This window comes from Serratia sp. Je.1.23.a (genome assembly GCF_051129805.1).
GTDB classification, from domain to species: Bacteria; Pseudomonadota; Gammaproteobacteria; order Enterobacterales; family Enterobacteriaceae; genus Serratia; species Serratia liquefaciens.
The window spans coordinates 42,771-59,800 of the sequence record NZ_JBCPSR010000008.1 but is presented as its reverse complement, the minus strand read 5'-3'; the positions used below and the strand labels follow the sequence as shown (position 1 = coordinate 59,800).

At 55.9% G+C, this 17,030-nt stretch carries 18 protein-coding genes; 9 read left to right on the top strand and 9 right to left on the bottom strand.

All coding sequences use genetic code 11. From position 1 onward, the window contains the following. Positions 1-54 precede the first annotated feature (54 nt). Positions 55-1,362 carry a 6-phospho-beta-glucosidase gene (locus AAZT04_RS22430; protein ID WP_020837311.1) on the bottom strand — a complete coding sequence of 436 codons (1,308 nt, stop codon included), beginning with the start codon at positions 1,360-1,362 and terminating at the stop codon, positions 55-57. Next, positions 1,359-1,697 carry a PTS lactose/cellobiose transporter subunit IIA gene (locus AAZT04_RS22425; RefSeq protein WP_128865305.1) on the bottom strand — a complete coding sequence of 113 codons (339 nt, stop codon included), beginning with the start codon at positions 1,695-1,697 and terminating at the stop codon, positions 1,359-1,361. Before AAZT04_RS22425 ends, AAZT04_RS22430 begins: the two co-directional genes overlap by 4 nt. Before the next feature lie 357 nt (positions 1,698-2,054). Here AAZT04_RS22425 and ppiA point away from each other — a divergent pair, with 357 nt between their 5' ends. The 3 genes from ppiA (at position 2,055) to btsR (ending at position 5,196) form a co-directional block, all read left to right on the top strand. Beyond that, positions 2,055-2,624, top strand: coding sequence for a peptidylprolyl isomerase A (gene ppiA / locus AAZT04_RS22420; protein ID WP_020837308.1), 570 nt, complete (start codon positions 2,055-2,057; stop codon positions 2,622-2,624). Positions 2,625-2,785: 161 nt separating this feature from the next. Then, a complete protein-coding gene (locus AAZT04_RS22415) occupies positions 2,786-4,471 on the top strand; it encodes a sensor histidine kinase (protein WP_046372487.1) in 1,686 nt (561 codons plus the stop codon). Next, the gene (gene btsR, locus AAZT04_RS22410; protein ID WP_020837306.1) at positions 4,471-5,196 is read left to right on the top strand and encodes a two-component system response regulator BtsR; all 726 of its coding nucleotides are present in this window, start codon (positions 4,471-4,473) and stop codon (positions 5,194-5,196) included. The genes AAZT04_RS22415 and btsR overlap by 1 nt, the downstream gene beginning before the upstream one ends. On the opposite strand, the gene AAZT04_RS22405 is transcribed toward btsR, so the two are convergent. Next, positions 5,197-5,475: a type II toxin-antitoxin system RelE/ParE family toxin gene (locus AAZT04_RS22405; protein WP_129982629.1), complete on the bottom strand. Its 279-nt coding sequence runs from the start codon at positions 5,473-5,475 to the stop codon at positions 5,197-5,199. 17 nt (positions 5,476-5,492) lie between these two features. Then, positions 5,493-5,762, bottom strand: coding sequence for a hypothetical protein (locus tag AAZT04_RS22400; protein ID WP_020837302.1), 270 nt, complete (start codon positions 5,760-5,762; stop codon positions 5,493-5,495). Positions 5,763-5,987: 225 nt separating this feature from the next. On the opposite strand from AAZT04_RS22400, the gene AAZT04_RS22395 reads away from it, so the two are divergent. From AAZT04_RS22395 to argD, 3 genes are all read left to right on the top strand, one after another. Then, a complete protein-coding gene (locus tag AAZT04_RS22395) occupies positions 5,988-7,514 on the top strand; it encodes a helicase HerA-like domain-containing protein (protein ID WP_129982628.1) in 1,527 nt (508 codons plus the stop codon). Positions 7,515-7,624: 110 nt separating this feature from the next. Then, entirely contained in the window at positions 7,625-8,200 is a 576-nt protein-coding gene (locus AAZT04_RS22390; RefSeq protein WP_046372490.1) for an aminodeoxychorismate synthase component II, read from the top strand. A gap of 131 nt (positions 8,201-8,331) precedes the next feature. Further along, positions 8,332-9,549: a bifunctional acetylornithine/succinyldiaminopimelate transaminase gene (gene argD, locus AAZT04_RS22385; protein ID WP_434681820.1), complete on the top strand. Its 1,218-nt coding sequence runs from the start codon at positions 8,332-8,334 to the stop codon at positions 9,547-9,549. Positions 9,550-9,573: 24 nt separating this feature from the next. Here argD and AAZT04_RS22380 read toward each other — a convergent pair whose 3' ends face one another. Together AAZT04_RS22380 and crp are read right to left on the bottom strand one after the other, a co-directional pair. Next, positions 9,574-11,649 carry a YccS/YhfK family putative transporter gene (locus AAZT04_RS22380; protein WP_041415732.1) on the bottom strand — a complete coding sequence of 692 codons (2,076 nt, stop codon included), beginning with the start codon at positions 11,647-11,649 and terminating at the stop codon, positions 9,574-9,576. A gap of 54 nt (positions 11,650-11,703) precedes the next feature. Next, on the bottom strand, positions 11,704-12,336 hold the full coding sequence (gene crp, locus AAZT04_RS22375; RefSeq protein WP_004718520.1) for a cAMP-activated global transcriptional regulator CRP: 633 nt from the start codon (positions 12,334-12,336) through the stop codon (positions 11,704-11,706). Between the two features lie 379 nt (positions 12,337-12,715). Between crp and AAZT04_RS22370 the strand changes: the two genes are divergently transcribed. Beyond that, a complete protein-coding gene (locus tag AAZT04_RS22370; RefSeq protein ID WP_020837287.1) occupies positions 12,716-13,123 on the top strand; it encodes an OsmC family protein in 408 nt (135 codons plus the stop codon). Between the two features lie 36 nt (positions 13,124-13,159). Here AAZT04_RS22370 and AAZT04_RS22365 read toward each other — a convergent pair whose 3' ends face one another. The 3 genes from AAZT04_RS22365 to AAZT04_RS22355 all read right to left on the bottom strand — a co-directional run bounded on the left by AAZT04_RS22365 (position 13,160) and on the right by AAZT04_RS22355 (position 15,391). Then, complete coding sequence (locus AAZT04_RS22365) at positions 13,160-14,029, bottom strand: phosphoribulokinase (protein WP_434681816.1); 870 nt, start codon at positions 14,027-14,029, stop codon at positions 13,160-13,162. A 151-nt stretch (positions 14,030-14,180) separates the two neighbouring features. Further along, on the bottom strand, positions 14,181-14,414 hold the full coding sequence (locus tag AAZT04_RS22360) for a YheU family protein (RefSeq protein WP_020837285.1): 234 nt from the start codon (positions 14,412-14,414) through the stop codon (positions 14,181-14,183). Beyond that, positions 14,411-15,391 (bottom strand): hydrolase, encoded by a 981-nt coding sequence (locus AAZT04_RS22355; RefSeq protein ID WP_129941678.1) that lies wholly within the window; start codon positions 15,389-15,391, stop codon positions 14,411-14,413. The genes AAZT04_RS22360 and AAZT04_RS22355 overlap by 4 nt, the downstream gene beginning before the upstream one ends. 119 nt (positions 15,392-15,510) lie before the next feature. Here AAZT04_RS22355 and AAZT04_RS22350 point away from each other — a divergent pair, with 119 nt between their 5' ends. After that, positions 15,511-16,113, top strand: coding sequence for a LysE family translocator (locus AAZT04_RS22350; protein ID WP_020837282.1), 603 nt, complete (start codon positions 15,511-15,513; stop codon positions 16,111-16,113). A gap of 10 nt (positions 16,114-16,123) precedes the next feature. Continuing rightward, the gene (locus AAZT04_RS22345; protein ID WP_129982625.1) at positions 16,124-16,906 is read left to right on the top strand and encodes a PhzF family phenazine biosynthesis protein; all 783 of its coding nucleotides are present in this window, start codon (positions 16,124-16,126) and stop codon (positions 16,904-16,906) included. Positions 16,907-17,030: the final 124 nt, after the last annotated feature.

The window sequence follows — 17,030 nt, the reverse complement described above, 5'->3', positions numbered from 1 at the left end:
ACCCCCTACAGATTAGTTATAGCAATGTATCAGCAACCGCGGCTGGCCCGGTGGTTATTTAAACTGTGGCAGATAAGGCGCATTCACCGCCAACACGTCATCCAGCAGCGGCTGGGCCACATTGGCATTACCGACCAGCGGATTGGTCACCAACGCCAGCAGACCACTACGGCGATCGCCATGCACTGCGGCTTCGATAGTCAGACGCTCGTAGGCTTTCACCTGTTGAGTCAGCGCATGCATGGAATCCGGCAGCGTGCCGAAGGTCAGCGGGTGGGCGCCCTGAGCATCGACAATACAGTTGGTTTCTATCACAGCATCGTCCGGTAAACCGCGAATGGCACCACGGTTTGCAGTATTGACGACTAATTGCGTGCCGAGATTATTATGGATCGCACGAATTAGCTCCAGCGCGACTTCCGAATAATATGATCCGCCGCGGAAACTTAATTGTTCCGGTTTGCTGTCGAGGTGTGGATCGGCATACAGCTCAAACAGCTCTTTCTCTACTTTCATCACCTGCTCGGCACGGGTGCCGCGCTCGGCCGCCGCGGCAATTTCTTCGGCCAGCATCTCTTTGGTTTGGTAGAAATAGCGGTGGTACGGGCAAGGGATTGCCCCCACGGCGCGCAGGAAGTCCGGCTGCCAAGGCTCTTCCTTGATGTTGTTCATGGTCAACGCGGCACCATCGCACAGCATGTCGATCACCTTACCGGTGACGTCTTGCCCCTTTTGCAGCACCTGATGAACCCAGACCATATGGTTCAGCCCGGCAAATTGCAGCTGTATTTCTTGAGAAGGGCTTTTCAGCATGTTGGCAATCATATGGTGCATGCTGATCGGTACGTTACACAGCCCGATGATTTTCGCTTTGGTGTAACGTGAGACCGCTTCGGTAACGATGCCGGCCGGGTTGGTGAAGTTGATGATCCAGGCATCCGGTGCCAGTTTTTCCACTCTGCGGGCGATATCCAGCATCACCGGTATGGTGCGCAGCGCCTTGGCAAAGCCGCCGACGCCGGTGGTTTCCTGGCCTATCAGGTCGTATTTCAGCCCCAAACGCTCGTCGGCGGCGCGTGCCGGCAGCTGGCCGACGCGGAACTGGGTCAGGACGAAGTTCGCGTCCCGAATAGCCTCATCCAGTTCGAAATGCACGCTGACTTTGACCTGCTCCAGGCCATGGCGTGCCAGCATGCGTTCGGTCAGCGCGGCAATGATCTCTACCTTTTCGCGGCCGGGTTCAACATCTACCAGCGCCAGTTCGGTCACCGGCAGTTCTTCGATACGTTGGATCAGCCCATCAACCAATTCTGGCGTGTAACTGCTGCCGCCGCCGATCACGGCGATTTTCAAGGCGCTCATGTGCGAACCTCCATCTGGGCCTGGCGGCGGTAGAGTTCAATCATGTCATCCGCCAGATCCTGGATCACCATAGCGTTCATCAGATGATCCTGGGCATGAACGGTAATCAGGTTGATGGCCAGTTTGCCGCAGCCTTCATCCATGCCGATCAGTTGGGTCTGGATAAGGTGTGCCTTTTTCACCGACTGTTTGGACTCGGCCATGTGCTTGGCTGAGGCGGTAAAGTCACCGGCACGTGCCTGCTGCAAGGCCATCAACGCACTGCTGCGGGCACCACCGGAGAACACCAGCAGCTCCATGATGGTGCTTTCAAAATCGGGGCTGATTTCAGTCATCAATTCACTCACATTATTTCTCCTGTTATTGCGCGGCGGCAATGCCGGCGGATATTCGTTACTTTCGCTGTCATTCTTAAAATGAGAGCGCTCTCATTTCTTTAGATTAACCGGAACAGGAAATGAAACCGGGAGTTGTGTCGCAAAAAGCGAGCAAGGCGTAAAAAGGGCAAAAAATGCGTGATGCAGTTGGCAAAAAGGTCTAAGGCGATCATACTTTTGGCAGTAAAATTCGGGGCTGGCTGAGATAAGTCCCACAATTGCGTAAATATAGGTAAATGGCTGGCACTCGCAGGTTCAGCTCTTTAGAATCAAAGCGCTTTTCCGTTGTTTGTCTCTTAGAGAAAGGACCCGTTAATGTTCAAACGTACTTTAGTGACCCTCGTTGCGCTGTGTTCCCTGACAGCAATGGCACCCGCTGCGCTCGCTGCCGGTGAAACTCATGTCATGCTGACCACCTCAGCAGGGAATATCGAATTGGCGCTCGACAGTCAGAAGGCTCCGGTTTCCACCAAGAACTTCATCGACTACGTGAACAGCGGCTACTACAACAACACTATTTTCCACCGCGTGATCCCGGGCTTTATGGTTCAGGGCGGCGGCTTTACTGCCGATATGCAGCAAAAATCCACCCAGGCACCGATCAAGAACGAAGCGGATAATGGCCTGCGTAACCTGCGTGGCACTATTTCGATGGCGCGTACCGCCGATAAAGACAGTGCTACCAGCCAGTTCTTCCTGAACGTGGCGGATAACGCCTTCCTGGATCACGGCCAGCGCGATTTCGGTTACGCGGTGTTTGGCAAGGTGGTTAAAGGCATGGACGTGGTGGATAAAATTTCCCAGGCGCCGACCGGCAACGTGGGGCCATACCAAAACGTTCCAAGTAAACCTATCGTCATTCTGTCAGCGAAAGTGCTGCCATAATGATTTTGCGCCGGCCCCCGGTGGGCCGGCTGCATTGCTTTCCCCGGAAGCCTTGCCTGCATCACTGTTTTTTTACCCGTCGCATGCTTTAATCGCCAGCTTATAATCAGACCGGAAACCCGGCGTTCTGCATCTGTTTTGTTAAGGGATGAGCTGCTGCCATGTTTGAATTTAGCCAGGTTCTGCTGCTGTTACAGCAGATGTGCGTCTACCTTGTCATTGCTTATTTACTGAGTAAAACCCCGTTATTCATTCCGCTGACACAGGTGACTATCCGCCTGCCGCACAAGCTATTGTGCTACGTCATTTTCTCGGTGTTTTGCATCATGGGCACCTATTTCGGGCTGCATGTCGAAGGATCGATTGCCAACACTCGCGCGATCGGCGCCGTGCTGGGCGGCCTGTTGGGGGGGCCTTCGGTAGGGTTCCTGGTGGGTTTGACCGGGGGCTTGCATCGCTACACGCTGGGCGGCATGACCGACATCGCCTGTGCGGTCTCTACCGTGGCGGAAGGGTTGGTGGGCGGGCTGGTGCACAGCATCGCCATGCGCCGGCGGCGTATCGACCTGCTGTTTAACCCCTTGTTTGTCGCCGGGGTGGCATTGGTGACCGAAGTGCTGCAAATGGCGATTATCCTGGCGATTGCACGGCCGTTTGACGAGGCGCTGCGGCTGGTGGAGCACATTGCTTTGCCAATGCTGATTGCTAACACGCTGGGAGCGGCGATGTTTATGCAGATCCTGTTGGACAGGCGGGCGATGTTCGAGAAATACACCGGCGCGTTCTCCGCCAAGGCACTGAAAATTGCCGAACGTACCGAAGGCATCTTGCGCCAGGGGTTCGATCAGGAAAACAGTATGCGAGTGGCGCGGGTGCTCTATCAGGAGTTGGGGATTGGTGCCGTCGCGATAACCGACCGTGAGAAGCTGCTGGCGTTTATCGGCATCGGTGATGACCACCATTTGCCGGGCACGCCGATCTCATCAAAACATTCGCACCGCGCGATCGACAACAACGAAGTGGTTTACGCCGATGGCAATGAGCTTTCCTACAGCTGCTCGATCAACGCCAACTGCAAACTGGGTTCGACGCTGGTGATCCCGTTGCGCGGTGAGAACCAGCGGGTGATTGGCACCATCAAACTCTACGAGCCGAAGAGCCGTTTGTTCAGCACCATCAACCGCACGCTGGGTGAAGGTATCGCCAACCTGTTATCCGCACAGATCATGGCCGGCCAGTATGAGCGCCACACGCAGCTGCTGGCGCAGTCGGAAATCAAATTGCTGCATGCGCAGGTCAATCCGCATTTCCTGTTCAACGCCCTGAATACGCTGGTGGCGGTGATCCGTCGTGACGGGGACCGGGCCTGTGAGCTGGTGCAGTACCTTTCGACCTTTTTCCGCAAAAACCTCAAGCGTTCGGACGACGAAGTCAGCCTGGCAGACGAACTTGAGCACGTTAACGCCTACCTGCAGATCGAACAGGCGCGTTTTGCCGATCGGCTGGAGATTGCGGTATCGCTGCCGGAAGAGCTGTTGGCGGTACGTCTGCCGGCCTTTTCACTGCAACCAATCGTTGAGAATGCCATCAAGCACGGCACTTCGCAGTTGCTGGGCATCGGGCGTATAGATATTGGCGCTCGGCTCGAAGACGGCTGTCTGTTATTGCAGGTGACCGACAATGCGGGTCTGTACCAACCTTTGCCGAACAACAGCGGGCTGGGAATGAACCTGGTAGATAAACGTATTCGCGTACGCTACGGCGACGGCTATGGCGTACGGGTGGCCTGTGAGCCACAAACCTTCACCCGCATTACGCTCAATGTACCCTTGGCGAGGGCTGCCTGATGTTAAACGTACTGATTGTCGATGATGAACCGTCTGCACGCGATAACCTGCGACATTTGCTGGAAGCGGAAGAGGGCATCAGCATTGTCGGCGAATGCGCCAATGCGATAGAAGCCATCAGCGGGATCCATCGCCTGCAACCGGACGTGGTGTTTCTGGATATTCAGATGCCGCGCATTACCGGGCTGGAGATGGTGGGCATGCTCGACCCTAATCGCATGCCGCATATCGTGTTCCTGACCGCCTATGACGAATACGCGGTGCAGGCTTTTGAAGAGCATGCGTTTGATTACCTGTTGAAACCGGCGGAGCCGAAGCGGCTGAGCAAAACGCTGCAGCGCCTGCAGCAACAGCGCGGGCAGCAAAACATCGCCGCGCTGGACGAAAGCGCCGGCTACCTGAAATACATCCCTTGTACCGGCCACAGTCGCATCTATTTGCTGCGCTTTGACGAGGTAGTAGCGATACGTTCGCGGCTGAGTGGCGTATTTGTGGTGCGTAATGACGGCATGGAGTGTTTTACCGAGCTGACGCTGCGAACGCTGGAGCTGCGGACACCGCTGGTACGCTGCCACCGTCAGTATTTGGTCAATCTGGAGCAGGTGCGTGAAATTCGCTTCGATGAGGGCGGCGCTGCGGAAATGATCATGCCGGTTGGGGAGCCAGTCCCGGTCAGCCGCCGCTATCTGAAAGCCTTGAAAGAGGAGCTGGGGCTGCGGGGGTGATTAATCCTTTGGCCAGTGCCGGCGGGAATGTACGACTGCCAAAATAATAAGAAGGTCATTTTTTACTTCATAAATCAGTAGGTAAAAATGATGAATGACCCATTCACGTGTACCTGAAACCCGGCCCACTTTGCCACTTGATGGGTTTCGGGATAGTTGGCTTGCCGCCGCAGAAATCAAAGCATCAATCTCTGCGGCAGCTATCGGGTTCTTTGACGCAAGATAGTCATAAATTGCCATACGGTCAGCAATTGCGGGATCCGTCCACTTTAGCTTCACGATATTTCCTTATCGTTTTACCGCATTGATTTTGCCCTGCGCTCGGCGAAATAAGCCTCAACGTCCTCATTATCAACCACTCTTCCTTCCTGGAGCGCTTTTCGGCTTAAATCGACCTTCTCCTGCAACCACTGTTCATACTCTTTTTGCTGCGATTGTCGACTAACAAAATCTCGCATGAAATCGCGTAAAAGCTGAGATGCCGTTCGATCCGCTGCTTTGGCCGCACTGGCAAAAGCTATTTTTAACTCGTCATCCACGCGGATAACCACGGTAGATTCAGACATGGTAAATACCTCGTATATACAGCGTACTGCTTACTATATCACCGGTGTTTTATTGTTCAAGTGGGTTATGGCATGGCTGCAATGGGCTAAGCGGAATCCTAAATTTACCTGTCCAGTTGGCGGGTTAAGGGGCCGATTTTTGTTTGTCCTTGACGGGGTTAAGTCCCCCTTATAGCTTTATTGACATCAACAGGCGCTTTTTGCGTCGCGTCCAAGGAAAAGAAAATGAGTGAAGCACGGATTATCGCCAAAGCGATGAAAGACGGGAAACCGGTACAGGATCTGGTTATCCTGCCGGCATTGGCGAACCGCCATGGTCTGATCACCGGAGCGACCGGGACAGGTAAAACCGTGACGTTGCAAAAAATGGCCGAGCAATTTTCGCGCATTGGGGTGCCGGTCTTTTTGTCTGACGTAAAGGGAGACCTGTCGGGTATTGGTACCGGAGCCGTGCCTTCCGAGAAACTGCAGGCGCGTTTGGCGGCAATTGGCGTCACTGACTGGCAGCCGCAGGCCTGCACTATTATTCCGTGGGACATTTATGGTGAGAAGGGTCACCCGATCCGCGCCACCGTGTCCGATCTGGGGCCGTTGCTGCTGGCCCGCTTGCTGGATTTGAACGAAGTTCAAAGCGGCGTGCTGCAACTGGTGTTCAAAATAGCCGATGACAATGCGCTGCTGCTGTTGGATATGAAAGATCTGCGCGCCATGGTGCAGTACGTTGGGGACAACGCCAAACAGTTCCAAACCCAATATGGCAATATCTCTTCGGCTTCGGTCGGCGCTATCCAGCGCGGATTGCTGACGTTGGAAGAGCAGGGGGCAAACCAGTTCTTCGGCGAGCCGATGCTGGACATCAATGACCTGATGAAAACCGACGCCAACGGCCACGGTATCATCAACCTGCTGGCAGCGGACAAGCTGATTAATCAGCCGAAACTCTATTCGGTGTTCCTGCTGTGGCTGCTGGCCGAGCTGTTCGAACACCTGCCGGAAGTGGGCGATCCGGAGCAGCCGAAGCTGGTGTTCTTCTTCGACGAAGCTCACCTGCTGTTCAACGACGCACCGGCGGCACTGCTGACGAAAATCGAACAGGTGGTACGCCTGATCCGTTCCAAAGGTGTCGGCATCTACTTTGTTACCCAAAACCCGCTCGACATTCCGGACAGCGTGCTCGGTCAGTTAGGCAATCGCGTGCAGCACGCGCTGCGCGCCTTTACCCCTCGCGATCAGAAAGCGGTGAAAGCCGCGGCGCAAACCATGCGCGCCAATCCGGCCTTCGATGCGGAAACGGCGATCACCGAGCTGGGCGTCGGCGAGGCGCTGGTTTCTTTCCTCGACGAAAAAGGGCGGCCAAACGTGGTGGAACGGGCGATGGTGATCGCGCCAGAATCCAAGATGGGCATGCTGGGGGCGGAAGGGCTGAACAGTGCGATCAATAAATCGCCGCTGTATGGTCGTTATGAGGATATGGTGGACCGCGAGTCCGCCTACGAGAAGCTATCTGCGGAAGGTTTCGCCACCGTCGGTGCACCGCAAGCGGGCCAACCGGCGCAGCAACCCCAGGCGCAGCAGCAGGCGGGTGGCGGCCTGATGGGCGGCCTGAACGATATTCTGTTCGGCTCTACCGGCCCACGCGGCGGCAAGCGCGACGGCATAGTTCAAACCGCCGCCAAGAGCATGGCACGCGATCTCGGTCGACAGATCCTGCGCGGCGTGCTGGGCTCGATCATGGGCGGTCGCAAGAAGTAAGCTGAAATTATCGGTAGCGGCAGTATCGTGAGGGCGTTGTATACTGCGCCCGTGTAAATCGGGGCGGCATATTCGCCCCTACGATTGCGATGATGTCTGTTGGAAACACTATGCTGCTGTTGATCGATAACTACGACTCTTTTACCTATAACCTTTACCAGTACTTTTGCGAATTAGGCGCGGAGGTGCTGGTGAAGCGTAACGACGAGCTGCAACTGGCCGATATCGAAAGGCTGGCGCCGCAGCGTCTGGTGATCTCTCCTGGGCCCTGTACCCCGAATGAAGCCGGCATCTCATTAGCTGCCATCCAACATTTTGCCGGCAAGCTGCCGATCCTCGGCGTTTGTCTGGGGCACCAGGCGCTGGGGCAGGCATTCGGTGCTAAGGTGGTGCGCGCCCGCGAGGTGATGCACGGCAAGACCTCGGCGATCCGCCATCTCGACAGCGGTGTTTTTCGTGGGTTGAACAACCCGCTGACCGTTACCCGTTACCATTCGTTGGTGCTTGAAGCTGCTACTTTGCCGGACTGTTTTGAAGTTACCGCCTGGAGCGAACGCGACGGCGTACGCGATGAGATCATGGGCATCCGCCACCGGCAGTTGGCGCTGGAAGGGGTACAGTTCCACCCAGAAAGCATCCTCAGCGAACAGGGGCATCAGCTGTTGGATAATTTCCTTAAAAGTTAATTGCTTAGATTTTTTTTAGTCGCCAAGGTGATTTGCGTTTGCCCTTTAATGGTTTTTTATGCATATTTTGTGATTATATTTTCATTTAATTGCCATTAAAAAACTGAGTTACTTTCAGGGTGGACCCCATAATGACCGAAAAATCTGCAGTAACCCGCAGCACCTTTGATCAGGTTATCCTGCCTGTTTATGCACCTGCTCAGTTTGTCCCGGTCAGGGGCAAAGGCAGCCGCGTATGGGACCAGCAAGGGAAAGAGTACATCGATTTCTCCGGCGGCATTGCGGTGACGGCGTTGGGGCACTGCCACCCGGCGTTGGTTGAGGCGCTGAAACAGCAGGGCGAAACCCTGTGGCATACCAGCAACGTGTTTACCAACGAACCGGCGCTGCGCCTGGCGACCAAGCTAATTAACGCTACCTTTGCCGATCGGGTGTTTTTCGCCAATTCCGGCGCAGAGGCTAACGAAGCTGCCTTCAAACTGGCGCGTCATTATGCGATTACCCGCCACAGTCCGTACAAAACCAAAATCATCGCGTTCTATAACGCGTTTCACGGCCGCACGCTGTTTACCGTCTCCGTCGGCGGACAGGCCAAATATTCCGACGGCTTTGGGCCGAAACCGGCCGATATCGTACACGTACCGTTCAACGATTTGGCCGCGGTGAAAGCGGTGATGGACGACCATACCTGCGCGGTGGTAATGGAGCCGATCCAGGGTGAGGGGGGGATTACCCCGGTAGACGCCGACTTCCTCAAGGGCGTACGCGAACTGTGCGACCGGTATCAGGCGCTGCTGGTATTCGACGAAGTGCAAAGTGGCATGGGGCGCAGTGGCAAACTGTTCGCCTATATGCACTATGGCGTGACGCCAGACATCCTGACCACCGCCAAGGCGCTTGGCGGTGGCTTCCCGGTTAGCGCGATGCTGACCACCGAAGAGATTGCCTCGGTGATGCAGGTGGGCACCCATGGCACCACCTACGGCGGCAACCCGTTGGCCTGCGCGGTGGCGGAGGCGGCGCTGGACGTGATCAATACGCCGGAAGTGCTCAGTGGCATTGAACTGCGTCATGGACTGTACGTGCAGGCGTTAAAACAGATTGGCGAGAAATATGGTGTTTTCAGCGACATTCGTGGCATGGGGCTGCTGATCGGTGCCGAATTGACGAAAAATCACCACGGCAAGGCGCGTGATTTCCTGACTGCCGCCGCTGCACGCGGGTTGATGATCCTCAATGCAGGGCCAAACGTGATTCGTTTTGCGCCTTCGCTGGTGGTAGCAACCGAGGATATTGACGAAGGGATGGCGCTGTTTGAGCTGGCCGTGCAGGACGTGATTGGCGCTTAATGCATAAGGGCACCGAGGGTGCCCTTATTGATCGCGCAGTTTGCGCTTCAGCCAGATACCATGGTGCGGACGCTGGCGCCAGGCCAGTGACGAGATGGTGTGCATGACGCTCAGGTGGGACAAAATCCGCCGCAGATGGCGTTCCATTTCAGTCACCGGCATATCCGGCTGCAAATCCGGTGGCTGCATAATGCCGTTGCCACTGCTCGGCCCGTCGTATTCAAGCCGCTGCTGACAGCTTTGCAGCGCGATTTCACAAGACTGCAAATACTCCTCCGCCAGCTTTGGCGTCAGCATATAGTGCTCGCGAGCCAGAATGGTCATCGCATTCAGGTGTTCGACAATAAACTGGCTGTGCGTAACCCACAGGCGCATATCTGCCAGGTAGCTCGATTCAAATCCCGGCTCCTGCATCGCCTGATTGAGTGAGGTGAACAGCGCGTTGTGCGCCTGATTGACCTGCATGCGGGCATAAGCCAGCGCGCTGGGATCGGGTTCTTGCTCTTCCAGCAACAGGCGCAGTGCCTGTTGATCGTTTTCCAACGCCTGATGGGCGTTCTTGCGTAGCAGACCGCTTTGCCACTGTGGCCACAGCCAGATGGTGCTGCCGAACACCAGCACGCAGCCGATCAGCGTGTCGATCAGGCGCGGCACCAGGAAGTGGGTGCCGTTCAGTGCCAACAGTTGCAGGGTGTAAACCGCCGTCACCGTAAAGCCAATTACCGCCAGCCCGTAATTTTTACGTGAAACCAGATAGGCCAGCAGCGTGATCACCAGCATCACGCCCAGCGTCTCAGCCTCGGGCAGTTGCAGCTGCAGTAATCCGGCGGCAATCACCAACCCAACCAAGGTGCCGAGCGCACGGTGCTGGATGCGTACCCGGGTGGCGTTGTAGCCGTTTTGGCTCACCAGCATGATGGTCAGCAAGATCCAGTAAGGTTTTGGCAGATTGAAAATCATGCCCAGGCTGCTGCCCGCCGCCAGGGTGACTCCCAGCCGAGCCGCATTGCGTAGGGCGTTGGATTTGAACGACAGGTAACTGACCAGCGCGGGCCAGAATGGCAGACGGTTTTGATTGGCCATCAGATCGCGTCGGTAGAGTGGGTGCTGGGTGCGCAGCAGGCGGGCGATGCGGCTGAAGTGGTAATAACAGAATTGGCCGACCGGGTTGTCCGGGTGCTGCGCCGCCACTTTTTCCAGGGCTGCCAACTCATGGTCCATGTTGAAACGCTGAGAATGCTGATGATAGAGGATATCGTGCGCTACCGTGCGCAGCCGATTGGCAATCACCTGTGCATTGCGGCGGATAATGGCTTCGGCCTGGCTCTGCTCTACCAGTTTTTGGACCTCTTCCGGCAGGTGCAGGCTGACGGTGATATGTTCCTGCAAATCCAGCGCGACCTGAAAGGTGCGTTGCAGGCGCTTTTGTTCGAGATTGCTGGCATGGGGCAGAAAATTAAGCTGCTGATACAGCAAGGTGATCAGGTCCATGACCTTTTGCTGGCGCACCAGCAGCGGTGGTAAGGCGGTCTGCGGATCGGTGTGCTGGGTCAACAGCGAATATTTGGCTTCGAAGTAGTCCGCCAGCTCCAGATAGAGCTGATTGAGCGACTCGCGCATCGGTTGCTCTTTCCACAGCTTGAACCAGAACCAGGTAAACAGGCCGTACCAGGCGGTACCCACGATATATAACACCGGCGCGTGCCAAAGCGGCACCGTACCGGCCATGCTGAGGGAGAAGATGGCGGCAACCAGCGCGGCGGGCAGCAGGCGGGCGTGCAGTGGGCTGATTTCGCCGCTGACGCCAAGCAACAGTGCCAGACCGAGCATCAATGCGGGCAGCGGTACTTGCCACAGCAGTGCCTGTTGCAGCAGCAGGCTGCTAAGCGCAAAGAGCGAGCCGCCGACGATCAGGCGTTTAAAGAAGCGTTTGTGGGGCGTGTCCAGCCCGGCGATGTTGCAGCAGGCGGGAACCAGGGAAAATAGCAGGCCGTATTGCAGTTGGCCGATCAGCAGCCCGAGCAGAACCGGCAGGCACAGCACCAGCGTTTGTCGCAGTGCATAGTTGACTTCCGGATGATAAATCAGTCGGCGCCACATGATAAATCGGGGCATAAAAAAACGGCGCGAATTATCGCGCCGTTTTTTCAGTGATTAACGGGTGCCGTAAACGACAATAGTTTTGCCGTGAGCGGAGATCAGGTTTTGATCTTCCAGCATTTTCAGAATACGACCCACGGTTTCACGAGAGCAACCGACGATCTGGCCAATTTCCTGACGGGTGATTTTAATCTGCATGCCATCCGGATGGGTCATGGCATCAGGCTGTTTCGCCAGGTTCAGCAGGGTTTGCGCGATGCGGCCCGTAACGTCCAGGAAGGCGAGGTTACCCACTTTCTCAGAGGTTATCTGCAGGCGGTTTGCCATCTGGGCAGACAGGCGCATCAGGATGTCCGGGTTTACCTGAATCAGCTGGCGGAATTTCTTGTAGGAAATTTCAGCCACTTCACAGGCGGTCTTCGCCCTAACCCAGGCGCTACGCTCCTGACCTTCTTCAAACAATCCAAGCTCGCCGATGAAATCCCCCTGGTTAAGGTAGGACAGGATCATCTCTTTACCTTCTTCATCCTTAATCAGCACCGCGACGGAGCCTTTGACGATGTAGTAAAGCGTTTCGGCTTTTTCACCTTGGTGAATCAGCGTACTTTTGGATGGATATTTGTGGATATGGCAATGAGACAGGAACCATTCGAGAGTAGGGTCTGTTTGCGGTTTGCCGAGAACCATTCGCTGTTATCCTCTGTTGTTATCGCTGCCTTGTGTCACAGGGGTCAGAGTTCCCTGTAAAACGTGCTGTCGCCGTTGTTTTAATGGTGGCTATCAGCAGGTTTTGAGGCGTGTCATAAATATACGCTGTCGCTCTAGCATATTAACTTGCCGGGAGAGCTGCAAGCTACATTCTGTTAACATACCGGTAAAGGAGCCTTTCCCTGGGAGTTTCCCTGAAATCAGTGTCCCGGAAAGATTTATTGCGGCTCTGTTTGTAGCACAGAGTGAGGCGGGTGTCTCGTGTTGTCTCGCTTCAGCATGATTAGCATCAGGTTCCGTTGCCAGTTTCTATGCGAAAGCGTACTCTGATTTTAAGAAATTAACCGGAGTGACCAGCATGCAGGCAAGAGTTAAGTGGGTGGAAGGGTTGACGTTTCTGGGTGAATCCGCGTCTGGCCATCAGGTATTGATGGACGGCAACGCTGGTGATAAAGCGCCCAGTCCGATGGAAATGGTGCTGATGTCTGTAGGGGGCTGCAGTGCTATCGACGTGGTGTCGATCCTGCAAAAAGGACGCAACGACGTACGTGATTGCGAGGTGAAACTGACCTCTGAACGCCGCGAAGAAGCGCCACGGTTGTTTACCCATATCAACCTGCATTTTATCGTGACCGGCAAAGATTTGAGCGACAAGATCGTGGAACGTGCGGTCAACCTGTCAGCTGAGAAGTACTGTTCGGTTTCACTGATGCTGAGCAAAGCCGCCAGCGTGACCCACAGTTTTGAAATCCGCGACCTGGCGTAACGGATAAAGGGGCGCGGTTGTACCGCGCCCCGTAGATTACTCGATTTTTTTTCCTTCCAGCAGTCGCTGCACCAGCGGCGCCATGATCAGTTCCATCGCCAGCCCCATTTTGCCACCCGGCACCACCAGCGTATTGATATGCGAGATAAAAGATCCCTGCAGCATTGCCAGCAGATAAGGGAAGTCGATCTGGTCCAGCCCGCGGAAGTGGATGACCACAAAGCTCTCGTCCAGCGAAGGGATAGCCTTAGCGGCGAACGGGTTGGAGGTGTCTACCGTCGGCACCCGTTGGAAGTTGATATGGGTACGTGAAAACTGCGGCGTGATGTAGTTGATGTAGTCTTCCATCGAACGAACCACCGAATCCATTACCGCTTCGCGGGAGTGACCGCGTTCACCGGTATCGCGGATCAGCTTCTGGATCCATTCCAGGTTCACGATGGGTACTACGCCGACCAGCAGATCGACGTATTTGGCCACGTCGATGTGTTCAGTCACGACGCCACCGTGGAGCCCTTCGTAGAACAGCACGTCGGTCGGCGCCGGCAAAGCTTCCCATGGGGTGAAAGTGCCGGGAACCTGATTATAGGGTACCGCTTCATCGTAGGTATGAAGATACTTGCGTGAGCGACCGGTGCCGTTTTTGCCGTAGTCGAGAAAGCTTTGTTGCAGCAGGCCGAAGTCATTGGCTTCGGGGCCGAAATAGCTGATATGGCGGCCGAGATCGCGCGCTTTGCGGATCGCCGCGTCCATTTCCGGCCGGGTGTAGCGGTGGAAACTGTCGCCTTCCAGCTCGGCGGCGCGGATGTTCAACTGCTGAAAGATTTTACGGAACGCCACGCTGGTGGTGGTGGTGCCGGCCCCGCTGGAGCCGGTCACTGCGATAACGGGATGTTTGGCGGACATGGTGGTAGGTCACTCCGTGTTAAATGCGCAGGCGTCAGATATGATTATTGGTCTGTTTGACGCCCTTTCGCCAAGGGCAAAATTCCGCGCGTTGGTTTGCAATAACCCATTGTTACCTGATTTTTTCCGTCAGTCATAGAACCGATCGCCACTAAATTTCTTCCTGCCCGGCGCGGAACTGGCCGCGTGGCATGATGTTGACGGTCTCATGCAGTTCTGACCAAACCAGCAGCACCTCGCCGTTTTTCAACTGGCGGCGCACGTCTTCCACTTTCTGTTCCAGCGAGCGTTCGTGCTCGCCGTAGTCGGTGCCTTCGCGTAACACAAAGGACTCGATCAGGCTGTTTAGGGTCTCAGTTTCCAGTTCTTTCCAGGGGATAATCACGTGGTTGTGTCCAGATAAGGGGAAAGCCAGGATGGAATACGGTATTCCAGCCACATTTGGGGGTGTTTCAAGGTGCCGCCGACAAAACCGACGTGGCCGCCAAACTCGGTCAACTGATACTCAATGTTGTGCGGCAGCGTGGTGACCTCGGGGATCACTTCGTCGGTCATAAAGGGATCGTCTTTGGCATGGATGATCAATAACGGCGTCTGGATCGCCGGCAACAGCGGCAGGGCGCTGCAACGGCGATAATAATCACTGGCGTCGCTGAAGCCGTGAATGCGCGAGGTAATGGCGTCATCAAAGTCGCGGATCCGGCGCAACGCTTTGAGCTGCGGCAGCTTGAGCGGTAACGTGTCAGGGTAATGCAGCAGCTTGCGGGTGGCATTTTGTTTGAGTTGCCCAAGCAGATAGCGCTGATAAACGCGCGAAAAGCCTTGTTCCATACGCCACGAACAGGGCTCCAGCATCAGCGGTGCTGAAACCACGACAGCCGCCTGCAGCAGACTGTCCGCCCCCTGCTGTGCCAGGTAGCAGGCCAGCATGTTGCCGCCGAGCGAGACCCCGACCGCGGCGGTGGGGGCTTCACCGTAGGTTGCGCGCAGCCACTGCAGGAAGAAACGCGCATCTTCCGTTTCTCCGGAGTGATAGATGCGCTGCTTGCGGTTCGGCACGCCGCTGCAGCCGCGAAAATGCATCACCACGCCAAGCCAGCCTTTTTCACGCCAGGCGTTGAGTTGACCGTGAGCGTAGGGGCTGTAGAAATTGCCTTCCAGTCCGTGGAACAGTACCACGCGCGGCTTGCCGGCAGCCTGAGCCGGATCTTCGCTCCAGGCGAGATCGACAAAGTCGCCGTCGGGTAATTCCAGCCGTTGCCAATGTGGTTTTAGCTGCACGCGGCGGCGCACCAGCCTTGGCAGCAGCGTCTGCAGATGCGGATTACTGGCCCCGGTCAAAGGGCGAAAGGATTCATGCATAACCTGAGTAAAAATCTTATTGGCGGCTATTGTGGGATTAATAGTGCGCTGTTAGCTTCACTATCCTGAACTGACAATAATACTGCAAAAAATCACCCTGGGTGAGGAGCACCCACCTCATGGAACCGAGTTTATTTCTTTCGATGTTAGGCTTCCTGTGGGTCGCCGCAATCACGCCAGGCCCTAATAATATGTTGCTGACCACCTCCGGCGCCAATTTTGGTTTTATGCGCTCGCTGCTGTTGATGATAGGCATCATGCTGGGGATGCAAAGTATATTGCTGCTGGTGGCGTTCGGGGTCGGCAGCCTGATCCTGGTTTATCCTGCGCTGCACCTGGTGCTGAAAATCCTCGGCAGCCTGTACCTGTTATGGCTGGCGTGGAAAGTGGCCACAGCCGCTTATGAAAAGCTGGAGACCGACGTGGCGCCGCCCAAACCGATACGCTTGTATCAGGGCTGGCTGTTGCAGTTCCTTAATCCCAAGGCCTGGCTGATGGCGCTGGGGGCGGTGGCCAGTTTTAGCCTGGCAGGCGACAGGTACAACACGTCGATTGTGGCGATCTCGCTGGGCATTTTGGTGGTGAATATTGTCGCCGGGGTGATTTGGCTCGGCTTCGGCACGGTGATTGGCCGCCTGTTACGCAGCAAAAAGGCCTGGATCATCTTTAATCTGTCTATGGGGCTGCTGACGGCGGCCTGTGTGTTACTCATCTGGCATTAAGGAGTTGCAGATGGCAGAAAATTACTTCCACGTAGTGGCCTTCACCGGCGAAGGGTTTCGCGGCAATCCGGCCGGCGTATGCCTGCTGAAACAGCCGTTGTCGACCGCCGAGATGCAAGCGATCGCCAATGAGCTGAGCCTGCCTGAAACCAGCTTCGTCTGGGACGATGGCGATATGTCGGCCATCCGCTGGTTTACTCCCCATCGTGAGGTGGATCTGTGCGGCCACGGCACGCTGGCGGCGGCGCACGTGATGTTCAGCGCGGTCAATCCGGCGTTGCAGGATATCCGTTTCCGTTCGGCAAGCGGTGATTTGTACGTTAAGCGCGACGCCGAAGATGGCGAACGCTTGATCCTGGATTTTCCGTCCCGACCGCCGCAAAAAATCGCGACGCCTGCCGGGATGAGTGCGCTATTGGGTGTTGAACCGCAGGAAGTGTGGCAAGCCAATGCGCTGCTGGTGGTGCTGGAAAACGAAGCGCAGGTGCGAGCGTTGCAGCCGGATATTCCGGCGTTGATTACTTTGGCCGGGCGCGCGGTGATCGCCAGCGCACCGGGCGAAACGGTGGATTTCGTTTCGCGCTATTTCACGCTGGATGGCGGTGAGGATCCGGTTACCGGCTCTGCACACTGCACGTTGATGCCTTACTGGAGCGCACGTCTCGGCCACCATCAATTACACGCGCGGCAGATTTCGGCGCGCGGCGGTGAGCTGTTCTGCGAACTGAAAGGCGACCGTACCCTGATAGGCGGCTATGCGCAGATTTTTTTGCGTGGCGAACTTAGCCTGTAATCAGATGGGGTTCGTTTCAACCAGCCACCGCCCGTGACTTTTTATCTTAATGTGAGAACACTGACGCGGGCCCCTAAAAGATTCCCTGGAGGGATTCCGCCACATCGGGGTGATTTGATTAAAT